The following is a 13,455-nucleotide window of genomic DNA, read 5'->3' as shown; positions in this document are numbered from 1 at the left end:
GACCATATTCTATCTCATTAAATCATCATACCAAATTTCTTATATATTGAATACTTTCTTTTTTACAACAAAACAAAAGTATCCTTACTCACATAACTCTTTTACACACATCCCCTACCACTTTCCATTTCTACTTTTTTCTAGTATAACTATGCTATAATGTATCTATTGTCAGTAAGAGGAGTGTTACAAGAATGCTGAATTCGGTCAAGAAACTATTGGGAGATTCACAAAAAAGAAAGATTAAAAATTATGAACAAATTGTGAATGATATTAATCAATTAGAATCTGTAATGGAAACATTATCAGATGATGAATTACGTCAAAAAACTGTCACTTTCCAGCATATGTTACAAAATGGAAAAACAGTTGAAGATATAAAGGTAGAAGCATTTGCTGTCGTTCGAGAGGCTGCAAAACGAGTACTTGGCCTTCGTCACTACGATGTACAGTTAATCGGTGGTCTTGTATTACTAGAAGGAAATATTGCTGAAATGCCTACAGGAGAAGGAAAAACTCTCGTTTCTTCTTTACCTACTTACGTACGTGCTCTCGAAAAAAAAGGCGTTCACGTTATTACAGTAAATGATTATTTAGCAAAGCGTGATAAGGAATTAATTGGACGAGTTCATGAGTTTCTTGGATTAACAGTTGGATTAAATATGTCACAAATGAAATCTATCGATAAAAAACGCGCTTATGAAGCTGATATTACATACGGAATCGGTACTGAGTTTGGTTTCGATTATCTTCGTGATAATATGGCATCATCTAAAGCCGAACAAGTACAGCGCCCATTTCACTTTGCAATTATTGATGAGATTGATAGCGTTTTAATTGACGAGGCTAAAACCCCGCTTATTATCGCTGGGAAAAAATCAAGCAGCTCCGATTTCCATCATTTATGTGCAAAGGTAATGAAAACGTTCCAAGACACTTTGCATTACACTTACGATGCGGAAACAAAAGCATGTAACTTTACAGAAGATGGAATTACAAAAATTGAAGATTTATTTGATATTGATAACTTATATGATCTAGAGCATCAAACTTTATATCATTATATGATTCAAGCATTACGCGCACATGTAGCTTTCCAACTAGACGTCGATTATATTGTCGAAGACGAAAAAATTATGCTTGTTGATATTTTCACAGGACGTATTATGGATGGCCGCTCTTTAAGCGATGGGTTGCATCAAGCACTGGAGGCAAAAGAAGGTTTACCGATTACAGACGAGAATCAAACACAAGCATCTATTACTATTCAAAACTTCTTCCGTATGTATCCAGCTTTATCCGGTATGACAGGTACTGCAAAAACAGAGGAGAAAGAATTTAACCGCGTATACAATATGGAAGTTATTTCAATTCCAACGAATCGTCCTATACTTCGTGAAGATAAAAAAGACGTCGTATATGTAACAGCCGACGCAAAATATAAAGCTGTCTGTGCAGAAGTAATGAATATACATAAGAAAGAACGCCCTATTTTAATTGGTACGATGTCCATCCTTCAATCAGAAGCAGTTGCACGTTACTTGGATGAAGCAAATTTGCCTTATCAACTATTAAATGCAAAAAGTGCTGAGCAAGAAGCTGATTTAATTGCCCTAGCCGGAAAAAAAGGGAAAATTACAATTGCTACAAATATGGCAGGACGTGGAACAGACATTTTATTAGAAAAAGGTGTGCATGAACTTGGCGGTTTACATGTAATCGGAACAGAAAGACACGAATCTCGCCGCGTTGATAATCAGTTAAAAGGGCGAGCTGGCCGACAAGGCGATCCCGGAAGTTCCCAATTCTTCCTTTCATTAGAAGATGAAATGATACAACGCTACGCAGGTGAAGATGTCGAGAAGTTAAAAAAGTCACTTAAAATTGATGAGAACGGTTTAATTCTAAACAATAAAATTTATGATTTAATAAACCGTACACAATTAATTTGTGAAGGCAGTCATTTTTCAATGCGTGAATACAACTTGAAATTAGATGATGTCATAAACGACCAACGAAATGTAGTTTACAAACTTCGTAATAACCTTTTAAACGAAGAAGTAAATATGATAGAGATTGTCATTCCAATGATCAAAAATACACTAACTGTAATTGCTAAAGATCATTTATTAGAAGGAATGCTTCCTGAAGAGTGGGATTTCACTAGACTAGTAGAAGATTTAAAAGCAGTTTTATCTACCGAAGAAATTCCAGCATTATCTGCTAATAACGTTCATTCTGCTGAGGACTTACAAGAGCTATTAAAAGATACTCTTACAAGTTATATAGAGCGTGTTAACGCTTTAGAAAGTGATGCAGATGCACAACAAGTATTACGTCAAATTAGCCTTCACTTCCTTGATTCTGGTTGGACAAGCCATTTAAGTGCAATGCAGCACTTAAAAGAAGGTATTGGCTTAAGACAATACCAACAAGAAGATCCGGCGCGCCTTTATCAAAAAGAAGGTTTTGAAATCTTTTTACACACATTTAGCCATTTTGAAAAAGAGGTTGCTTTATATTTAGCAAGATATATAACTGTCCCACAAAATATATAATGAGGTGAATTACATGCTATCATTTTTAAAAAAGGCAAGAAAAAAAGGTAGAGACTCTGTAATTTCGAGTTCTCAATTATTAGGAACCGAAGAAAATAGCAATAATACAAAAAACGTAAAACCGAACTTATACTTCCATCCTTCTTGGAATGAAGTTTCACAAGAACAAAAGTATATTTATCAATTTTTACATAAATCTTTGCCTACCTTACAAGAAAACCAAATTTCGCTAGCCGGAATTGAAAGTAAAAAACATGAAAATGCTTATTATATTACTACATTCATTCGTAGTAGTGTAAAGCATCCAATTCAATTTGAAACTCTTACTCTATCTTTATTAAATAAAAATGGAGAAACATGCGCACGCCAAACATTTGATTTATCACACTTAGAAGGAATCCCATCAAATGTAAATATGCCTTGGACTTTCGTCTTTGAAGAAAATTCAATTACAGAAGCAACGCTATCAAATGAAGACTGGCAACTAGTATTTGAATTACAAGGAAAACATTCATTAGATTTAGATCCTATATGGCAAGAAAAGCTACCTGAAAGTGCAATAATGAAATTACAAGAAATTATTGCTAACCTAGATCCACCTGAAGAAGATGAAATCAACCTCCGAGGGCTAAACGCTGTTGTAGAAGAAAACGGAGATTTGAATGCAACTATTTTAATTCGTAATGGCTATAACAAAAATATAACCCTTGAGCAACTTCCATTGCATATTTCAGATCGCTCTGAATCTACCGTTGCGGAAAGAATATTTGTATTAAAAGATTTTCAAATTAAGGCCAATTCTACAAAACCTTGGACCTTTACATTCCCTGCTGACTCAGTATCAAAAGAGCCAATCGATTTATCTAAATGGAAAGCGTTTATCCCGCAATAACCTTCATTACTCGCTAATCGAGTAATCAAAAACACGTCGTATCCGTTTATGAATACGACGTGTTTTCTTATGTAAAAATTCAACTACAAACGTTCAATATGATACGCTGCTTCCAACTTACAAAAATCATCTATATTGTTTACTTCGTGATCTTTTAAAATTTTTAATTGCTCTTCAGTCGGCTCTTCATTAACAAGCTCGTTAATTTTTTCGTTCACTTTTACTGCTAACGCTTGATGGAAATCTGGATGTTCTTTCAACTTGTCATCTACTTTATTAATCCAAGTTGATTTTGTATATAAATATTGTTTCCACTGTTCAACAAATTGTTGTATGTCAAACTTTTCTTCGTTCCATTCAATTTCCTTCATATACTTCTCAAAAGAAGCAACGATTGAACGTGTAATCCCGACTTTTACTCCATGTGGTAACTGTTTGTACATCAAATATTCCCTCCAGCTTAAAGCGATTTCTTTTTATCGAAAAGAAATCTTAAAATTCTTACACTTATTACAATAGCATACTGCTAATCTAAAATGTTACTATACTGCTAAGATTAATAAATGTCAATAATCGCAAAATATTGCGATATAAGGATATTCCCCCCCCTCATATGAGGGCATTTCCTTACATAACATCAGCTTCTACAAACAGTAATTTATCTTTCTGTTCTTTACTCGCCATCGTTACTAACGTCTTTTCAATATGAGCAGGCACTTGCTCTAGCGTCACACTCAATCCTGATTTATCCGACTGCTCAATGAAATTCAATAACGCCATAGCTCCTGACACATCCATATAGTGTGCCTCTTTCATACGTAAAACAACCGGAGATTTTACGTCTTGTAAAGCATAAAAAACACGATCCACTGTTAAAAACGAAAGTGGGCCCTTAATTTTATATGTTGCTTCCTTTTCTTTTACAATAGAAGCTTTACGTTCTTTACATTTCACCATGTATATAATGAATGAAAGAATAATACCGAACGCAACCGCGATCATTAAATCAAACTTCACTGTGACAATCATCGTTACGAGCATAACAACGACATCACCCTTTGGCGCTACATGCATTTTCTTCATGCTCTCCCAATCAAACATGCCAATACCAGTTAAAATTAAAATACCTGATAATACAGCAAGTGGAATGTATTGTACGACTGATCCAAGTCCCATAATGAAAATAAATAATATAACACTATGCATACTTGCTGAAAGCGCCGTTTTACCGCCACTTCTTATATTAACGATAGATCGTACAGTCGCACCTGCCCCTGCTAATCCGCCAAACAATCCGCTCATCACATTACCGATACCTTGTCCGACCAGTTCTTTATTACTTTTATGACGTGTCCCCGTCACGTTATCCATTACGACCGATGTTAACAACGAGTCAATCGATCCTAATAAAGCAATACTAAGCGCTGGTAAAACAAGTTCTGCTATACCTGTTCCACTTAAAGATGGAATATGAAGCGTTGGCATCGCTTCTGGAATCGTCCCAATCTTTTCAATTACCTTATTTAATGACAAATTTCCGATAACCGGTAACTTCACTGTAAGCCCTTCTAACGCAGAAGAAAATAAAGGAAGCATAGCTGTCACACCTACTAATGCAACTAAACTAGATGGGATTGCCTTAATCCACTTTCCAGAAACAATCATGACAATAATCGTTAATACGACGAGTAGAAAACTATTTTGCACATGCTTCATTTCACCTAAAATAATAATTAATGCGATTCCGTTCATAAATCCTGATACGACAGGATACGGAATGTACCGCACGTAAGATCCAAGCTTACATACACCGAATAAAATTTGAAACAGTCCCGCCATCATAAATGCTATAAAACTCGCCTCTAATCCGTGCGTCGCAATAACCCCTGTTGCAATAACCGTAATCGGTCCAGTTGGTCCCGTAACCTGCCCAGGTGTACCACCAAATAACGCCGCAAATAAGCCTGCAAAAATTGCACCATACAATCCGACTAGTGCTCCCTCAGACGTTCCCGTTGCAGCAATACCAAATGCAATGGCAAGTGGCAATGCAACAATCGCAACAGTAAAACCTGCTAAACATTCCTTTGCTATTTTTTGAAACATATAATAACCACCTTTGTATAAAGTCCATTTTCCATTGTACACCTAAAAGGATACATTCGTTAGTCCACTTTTTACAGTATCGTGACGTAAACGCATTCAATTGTAAGCTCCTACCGCATCTTTGGAAACTATTATAACTATGATATAATGGATAAATTAAATCTTTTATTATATATTTGGAGGCACTATGCTAACTTTTGAAGAAAAATTATCGATCATTGAATCTTTCCCAGAATTAGAAAGAAAAAACGTATCATTAAAACGTGTGAACTTTCACTTTGAAGAAAGTCGTTTAGATAAAAAGAACGTTGTATATCATTTACATCCAAATGGAAACGGATTTGTATATGCAAGTGGGATTAAAGGTTACAAAACGGATGATAAAGGTATGGTTAACATCCGCGAATTTTCAGCAGATGAGTTACGTTCAGTAATTGAACAATCAATTGAACTATTATCCCAAGAAGAAATCGTAGTTCCTGCAGAACCTGCAAAAGAAGAAGAATGGCAGAACGAAGACGGTCATATCCTTACTCTTATCTCAGAGGACGATATGTGGAACGTGTACGCTGGTGTAAATTTAGACGGTACATTCAACTCTTATCCAGAAGCTGCGGAATACCTTGATGAAGAAGGATTTTCACGTAAATAATATAAAAAGCGGAGACTTATCGTCTCCGCTTTTTTCTATACATCTGTTCCCAAACTAAAAACATAAAAAATTAATGCTCTCACATCCATTAATTTTTTTGGCGTCTAAACATGATCGCTCCCAAAATTAATGCGAACATACCTGCAAGAATGGAAGTAGATTCCGCTGCCGCTCCACCTGTTTGAGGAAGTAATTTTGATTGCTTATTACTTTCTTTACTAGATGATACTTCATTTTTATTTTGTACATCTTGTTTGTTTTCTGCTTCTACTTCACCTTGAATCTCTGGTTTGTTTGAAACTTTTGGCTGCTCTTTTACTTCTGACTTATTTGGTTCTTCTACTTGCTCTTCTTCTGGTTTCACATGAATTTCCGGTTTCTCCGTAACTTCTGGCTTCTCTAACTCTTTCGGCTCTTCTATCACCTTTGGTTCTTCCGGTTTTTCTTCTTTAATTTCTTCTGTCGTTTCTTCTTCAACTTTCTCTTCTTCTGGTTTCACATGAATTTCCGGCTTCTCCGTAACTTCTGGCTTCCCTAACTCTTTCGGCTCTTCTGTTACTTTTGGCTCTTCCGGTTTTTCTTCTTTAATTTCTTCTGTCGTTTCTTCTTCAACTTTCTCTTCTTCTGGTTTTACATGAATTTCCGGTTTCTCCGTAACTTCTGGCTTCTCTAGCTCTTTCGGCTCTTCTGTTACTTTCGGTTCTTCCGGTTTTTCTTCTTTAATTTCTTCTGTTGTTTCTTCTTCAACTTTCTCTTCTTCTGGTTTCACATGAATTTCCGGCTTCTCCGTAACTTCTGGTTTCTCTAACTCTTTCGGCTCTTCTGTTACTTTTGGCTCTTCCGGTTTTTCTTCTTTGATTTCTTCTGTTGTTTCTTCTTCAACTTTCTCTTCTTCTGGTTTTACATGAATTTCCGGTTTCTCCGTAACTTCTGGCTTCTCTAGCTCTTTCGGCTCTTCTGTTACTTTCGGTTCTTCCGGTTTTTCTTCTTTAATTTCTTCTGTTGTTTCTTCTTCAACTTTCTCTTCTTCTGGTTTCACATGAATTTCCGGCTTCTCCGTAACTTCTGGTTTCTCTAACTCTTTCGGCTCTTCTGTTACTTTTGGCTCTTCCGGTTTTTCTTCTTTGATTTCTTCTGTTGTTTCTTCTTCAACTTTCTCTTCTTCTGGTTTTACATGAATTTCCGGTTTCTCCGTAACTTCTGGCTTCTCTAGCTCTTTCGGCTCTTCTGTTACTTTCGGTTCTTCCGGTTTTTCTTCTTTAATTTCTTCTGTTGTTTCTTCTTCAACTTGTTCTTCTTCTGGTTTTACATGAATTTCCGGCTTCTCCGTAACTTCTGGTTTCTCTAGCTCTTTCGGCTCTTCTGTCACCTTTGGTTCTTCCGGTTTTTCTTCTTTAATTTCTTCTGTTGTTTCTTCTTCAACTTGCTCTTCTTCTGGTTTTACATGAATTTCCGGTTTCTCCGTAACTTCTGGCTTCTCTAACTCTTTCGGCTCTTCTGTTACTTTCGGTTCTTCTGGGTTAGTTGGAGCTTCCAGTTCTTCTATCGATTCTTCTTTACCTTGTTCTTCTACTTCTGTTACTTCGTGGATTTTTATATTTGTAAGATCATATCCGTTAACTTTCGATTGATATCCTGATACTGGTTGTTCTTTCACTTCATACGTATGAGCTTTTCCTTCACTATCAACTGCTGGTAACTTTCCAAACTCATATTTCCAATCATTTTCTGCCGTAACTTCTTTCGTTGCAATGACTTTACCATTTTGCAGTAAATCTACTTTAATCGTTTTCGGGCGATCGTTTACTTTATCGCCTTCCCACGTTTTCGTTCCTGCAACAGATGTAGTTTTTAACTTATTTGGAACCATAAGTTTTATTCCATTTGTAGCATCCGTCTTAATTGTGAAAGGAATTTTCGCTTGTGAATCAAACTCTACATAGTTCGGAGCAGATATTTCTTGTACGTAATAATTACCTGGAGTAAGGTTTGGTGCTTCAACTATTCCGTCTCGATTTGTTGTATAGGAATCACCAATTTGCTGTCCTGACTCTGTAAACAATTTAAAAGAAACACCTGGAATAAACTTCTTCTCGTCTCCTTCAATATGTTTTACAATTTGCAGCGTTCCTTTCGCAGGTAAAACCCCTTCAGCCCCGCCGCCAAATGATATATTTTCAACCTTTACACTATTAGATTCAGAAATCGGTTTCTCATATAAAATTTGATAATCAAGCTTGTAGTCATTCTGTAGATGTTTCAACTTTTTCCCACTATCAGTAATCGTTGATGTATAGAAAATGGTAAACGACGTAGCGTTCGCCATATGTCTATAAATTACTACTTCAAATGAGTTATCACTAGTGAGCTTAATATATCCATAACCTCGGTCTTGAAATTGTTTAAGAGATAAATACTCTTTATTATTGATAGTAATAGTAAAACTATCTTTATTTAGCGTTTGTCCTTCTTGTAACGTATCTTTTAAAACGATGTTGTCATGTAAATATTGTTTCTTTAAATTTATATTTAAAAACCAACGCACTTCATTACTTTTGTCTGGCTGAATATCACCAGACTTATAGAAAAAGATCCCCGGTTCTGTACCCTCTCCTTTTGGATGCGTAATACTTACCATTTGTTTTTCTAAATCTGTCCCTAAATTCGTTTGTACATCTTTCGTCTTTCCGGCTTCAACATTCGTACCTTGAACAGTGAAATTAAAGTTCCCTCTAATATTTTCAAGCTTTTCTACCGTATCATTAAATGTACAAACTACATTATTTGCATTAATCTGGCACGTACCAAAAATACGACCCGAATCATCCTTTAATGGAATTGTGCCACTATAACCTTTTAATTCTGGCGGAAGTGCTAACGTTAATGTATCCCCAGACTTCATCTTCTTTCCAGGTTTTTCACTAAAGTTTACATGTATCGTGGTTTTTTCTCCATAATTTAATTTCGTCTTTTCAAATACAAAACTATCAACAAATCCTGTCGTATTTAATTCTTGAGCATGCCCTATGATAGGCATAAAAATTTGTCCAATAAGAACAGTAAAAATAAAACAAATCACAGATATTCTTTTTAAATATGTACTCATAAAACCTCCAATATTAATTGTTAATCTTTTTTGCCGTGAGATCCATTCCACCCAAAATACCCCTTAAACTAAGGGGGTACGGACTAAAGATTATTTGCAGCATCAAACCATCGTTAGTTCTAAAACATAAAGTAATAAACAGCACAATTCATTAACTTATATTGCGTTCATTTCTACTTTTTTCGGGCAGCCAACAATAAATACTAGTCCCAATAAAAGTACATTACAAGACTATTCATTTACATATTAATTTGTTACTATATTCATGCTACCAAAATATACTAAATGACCACTTTGTTCATCAGGTCATCTGATGACTGAATTTCTTTATCTTTTACCGATAATTCTCCTTCATAACTTCATTCCACTCTAACTAAAATTATTATTTCAACATCTATAAAACTCACCTAAGTAATTTACTAACCCCTTATTTAAAGCGCAATATAAAGCGTTTTTAATCAAAGTGCAATGCCATAAAAAGTATTTTAGCATAATAATAAAAGAGGATTTGACTAAAAGATAAATATCATTTTTTTAATCATTTTTCAAAAATAAAGCTACCTTTTCGTATTAGAAAAGGTAGCTTTATCTGTATAGACGACTGTTCTACTCCTTATTGTTTTGCGCCTTTCAACGACTCTCTCAGGACAAATTTTTGTAATTTTCCACTCGCATTACGAGGCAGTTCATCCACAAATAAATAATGACGCGGACGTTTATAATCCGCTAATTCATCACTTTCTTTACAATACGTTTCTAAATCAGCCTCTGTAATATGTTCATCTTTCTTTACAACAACTGCTACAACACGTTCTCCCCATAATTCATCTGGCTCACCGAGCACAGCAACATCTAATATACCAGGATGACTATGAAGGAAATCTTCAATTTCACGCGGATAAATATTAACGCCGCCACTAATCACCATATCATCCACGCGATCTGCGACGAATAAATAGCCGTCTTTATCGAAGTAACCTAAATCACCAGAGTGATACCACCCTTTATACATCGATTTTGCATTTGCCTCTTCTCGGTTATGATAACCAGCCATCATAGTTGGACCGCGCAAAATAATCTCTCCTACTTCATAAGGAGGCAATATATCATTTGGCTCTGCCGGTGCATCTTCATTCGGTTTCACAATTCGAATTTCGTGACTAAAACACGGTGTTCCTGCTGAACCTGCTTTCGTAATTTGATCCTCTTCTACGAGAAACGCAACAACAGGTCCCATTTCTGTCATTCCATAAATTTGTACAAGATCAATATAAAGACGTTCTTTACATTCCTTCACTAACGCTGGAGCCATCGCAGCCCCGCCATATATACCAATCTTCATCGAAGTTAAATCGTACTTCGTTAAATCTTTTTGCAACAACATATTCCACATCGTCGGCGCTGCAAAAAACGTCGTAATCTTCTCTTCTTGAATTGTATGTAATACTGTTTCTGTGTCAAAATGATGTAAAATAACATTCTTTCCACCAACTTGAATGCGCGGTATAATTCCAGCATTCAACTCCCCGCAATGATATAATGGTGCTACAACAAGCCCAATACTATCTCGATTATATTTTAGGAAATACGTACAAATCATACTATGCTCAGCCATTTCGCGATGACGATGTAATACACCTTTCGGATGACCTGTCGTACCGCTCGTATACAGCATAGAACAATAATCCATTTCATCAATTTCGATATCTATTTTTTCAGAAGATGCCGCATTTACTTTTTCATGGTAGGAACTAGCATAAGAAGGTGTATCGTCTTCTACATACCAAAAAGACGAATTCGGAAAATCTCGTTCAACGATAGCCACGGTTGGCTCAACTGCTTTTTCAAAAACAACTACTTTCGAGGATGCGTCCTGGAGAATATAAGATACTTCTTTTGCTTTTAAGCGGAAATTGATCGGGTTAAAGATCGCTCCAATTTTTGCACAGGCTAAGTAAACGTTTACAAATTCACGGCAATTATATAAGTAAACAGATACCGTATCGCCCTTTCTTACCCCTTCTTCTAATAGAGCATGCGCCGTTTTATTTATTTGCTCATCCCACTGTTTATACGTCCAGCGAATATTTTTTTCTGGTTCCACTAACGCCTCTTTATTCGGATACTTACCAACAGATAAATCGAAAATTCTCCCTATCGTCATGTACATGCCAACAATTTCCCCCTTTTCTCTTTCATAAATCTATCATTTCGTCCATAAGTAGACATTGTCCTTTAATGATTTGACTAATTTTTCTGATTATTATCGACATAGTTTTACAAACAGTTCCGCTTTTGGCGATAAGTGAAATTATATCGGCGATTTTCCGGATATATCGGCGCAACTTGAATTATATCAGCGATTTTTCAAATATATCGACTTACCGACAAAAACTGACAATAGAAAAAGAGGTTATTCCGACTCGGAATAACCTCTTTCTTTTTATGCAAATAGCTCTTCTAAAATTTTCAGTTTGTCTTCTGTATATTTTACGAAGCCATCGTTATATGATTTTGGATCTTTCGGATTCGCAAAGTGCGTAATTGCTCCCGTTTTCGGGTGAACAAATTTACTTGATGCACCACAACCAAGTCCGATAATTGATTGTACTTCTTCCATAATGACAATGTTGTAAATACTTTCTTGCGTCGGCATTGCATAACCAACGTTCTCTAAATTACCTAAAATATTCTTTTGACGATATAGGTAATATGGTACGTAATTATGCTTTTGCGTCCACTCTTCTGCTTCGTGCATCATCGCTGTAATTTCTTCACGACCTGCTACTTTATATTTACGTTTGTTTTGCGTCATTTCAGAAGCACGTTTAAATGATAACGTATGAACTGTTAATGATTCTGGCATTAACTTTTCTGTTTCATCTAACGTGTGCTTGAAAATATCTAACCCTTCACCAGGAAGACCAATAATTAAATCCATATTAATATTGTTCATTCCCATTTCACGAGCTAAATGATACTTCTCAATTGTTTCTTCTACAGTATGATGACGTCCAATTGCTTTTAATGTTTCTTGGTGGTATGACTGCGGATTAATACTAATACGGTCAATGTTCCATTTATTTAACACTTCTAGCTTCGCTGGCGTAATTGTATCTGGGCGACCTGCCTCAACTGTTACTTCACGCACATTTTTCACATCTGGGAACGCTTCATACATTTCTTCATACAGCATATCCATCTCTTCTGCTGTAATACTTGTCGGTGTACCGCCGCCGTAATAAATCGTCGTAACTTTTACACCTTTTTCTTTTAAAAACTTACCAATTTCACGAACTTCATAATGTAAACCACCTAAGAATGAATCAACAGAGCCTTGGCGTCCGTTAATTGCATACGCCGGGAATGTACAATATGCACATTTTGTTGGGCAGAATGGAATACCGATATAAATACTTACTTCCTCTTTCAAACGATATAAATCCGGAACTACCGCTAATTGACAATCAACGATACGTTGAAGAAGTTCAATTTTCTCTTCATGAATTAAATAACTTTCACGAAGTTCTTGGTGTGCTTCTTCTTTTGACATACCATTTTGAAGCATTTTATGAAGAAGTTTCGTTGGACGAACTCCCGTTAAAATACCCCAGCTTTGTTCCATACCAGTTAACTGCTGAAGAACAGAAAGATATACATAAGAAACAACGTGCTTCACTTGCTTCATACGCTCTTTTTCATCTGTAAAAGCAGATAAATCTTTTGCGAATGTTTCTTCATACACATTACCAGTCGCAACATCTGTTAAACGAGCTGATGCTTTCACATTCTCTTCAATGTGTATATCAACGATAAGATTTGCTTCCTCTTGTTCAAATCCAATCGTACTATCTTCAAAAAATAAGCCGCCAATATTTTGTAGCGGACGTAAAAAACGATCATCTTGTAACGTTTTAATTGAAATTAACAACATTATCACCTTTTCATTTGCAAACTCTCTTTAGTTTACTTGAAGGGCGTTTGCAGGTCAATACAGAAGGTTTTACCTTATTTTCATATCCTATTTAAAACAAACTGAATATTGATTTTTAACGAACTTTCTCTAGCTGTATAGACATTAGAATATACTCTTGTTACAATCTAGAACGTATTAGTACTTGCTACTAATTTAAATACATAT

General features: G+C 35.7%; 8 protein-coding genes. 3 read left to right on the top strand and 5 right to left on the bottom strand.

The window, feature by feature from the left end:
• The first annotated feature begins 194 nt into the window (after positions 1-194).
• Together secA2 and MKY00_RS04635 are read left to right on the top strand one after the other, a co-directional pair.
• Positions 195-2,558, top strand: coding sequence for an accessory Sec system translocase SecA2 (gene secA2 / locus MKY00_RS04640; RefSeq protein WP_016716592.1), 2,364 nt, complete (start codon positions 195-197; stop codon positions 2,556-2,558).
• 13 nt (positions 2,559-2,571) lie between these two features.
• Positions 2,572-3,450 (top strand): accessory Sec system S-layer assembly protein, encoded by an 879-nt coding sequence (locus tag MKY00_RS04635; protein ID WP_016716591.1) that lies wholly within the window; start codon positions 2,572-2,574, stop codon positions 3,448-3,450.
• Positions 3,451-3,533: 83 nt separating this feature from the next.
• Here MKY00_RS04635 and MKY00_RS04630 read toward each other — a convergent pair whose 3' ends face one another.
• Both MKY00_RS04630 and MKY00_RS04625 read right to left on the bottom strand, forming a co-directional pair.
• Positions 3,534-3,893: a hypothetical protein gene (locus tag MKY00_RS04630; protein ID WP_016716590.1), complete on the bottom strand. Its 360-nt coding sequence runs from the start codon at positions 3,891-3,893 to the stop codon at positions 3,534-3,536.
• A gap of 184 nt (positions 3,894-4,077) precedes the next feature.
• A complete protein-coding gene (locus tag MKY00_RS04625) occupies positions 4,078-5,556 on the bottom strand; it encodes a SulP family inorganic anion transporter (protein WP_016716589.1) in 1,479 nt (492 codons plus the stop codon).
• A gap of 187 nt (positions 5,557-5,743) precedes the next feature.
• Here MKY00_RS04625 and MKY00_RS04620 point away from each other — a divergent pair, with 187 nt between their 5' ends.
• Positions 5,744-6,208 carry a hypothetical protein gene (locus MKY00_RS04620; protein ID WP_000955012.1) on the top strand — a complete coding sequence of 155 codons (465 nt, stop codon included), beginning with the start codon at positions 5,744-5,746 and terminating at the stop codon, positions 6,206-6,208.
• Positions 6,209-6,296: 88 nt separating this feature from the next.
• On the opposite strand, the gene MKY00_RS04615 is transcribed toward MKY00_RS04620, so the two are convergent.
• The 3 genes from MKY00_RS04615 to MKY00_RS04605 form a co-directional block, all read right to left on the bottom strand.
• Positions 6,297-9,314 (bottom strand): Cna B-type domain-containing protein, encoded by a 3,018-nt coding sequence (locus MKY00_RS04615; RefSeq protein ID WP_341035431.1) that lies wholly within the window; start codon positions 9,312-9,314, stop codon positions 6,297-6,299.
• A gap of 613 nt (positions 9,315-9,927) precedes the next feature.
• Entirely contained in the window at positions 9,928-11,484 is a 1,557-nt protein-coding gene (locus MKY00_RS04610; RefSeq protein ID WP_016716588.1) for a fatty acid--CoA ligase, read from the bottom strand.
• A 273-nt stretch (positions 11,485-11,757) separates the two neighbouring features.
• Positions 11,758-13,248, bottom strand: coding sequence for a coproporphyrinogen III oxidase (locus tag MKY00_RS04605; RefSeq protein WP_029141065.1), 1,491 nt, complete (start codon positions 13,246-13,248; stop codon positions 11,758-11,760).
• Between the last annotated feature and the right edge of the window lie 207 nt (positions 13,249-13,455).

It is taken from the genome of Bacillus sp. FSL R9-9834 (genome assembly GCF_038006905.1).
In the GTDB taxonomy this organism is placed as follows: Bacteria; Bacillota; Bacilli; order Bacillales; family Bacillaceae_G; genus Bacillus_A; species Bacillus_A pacificus.
The sequence above is the reverse complement of the archived record's forward strand: the minus strand, read 5'-3'. Positions and strand labels throughout refer to the sequence as shown.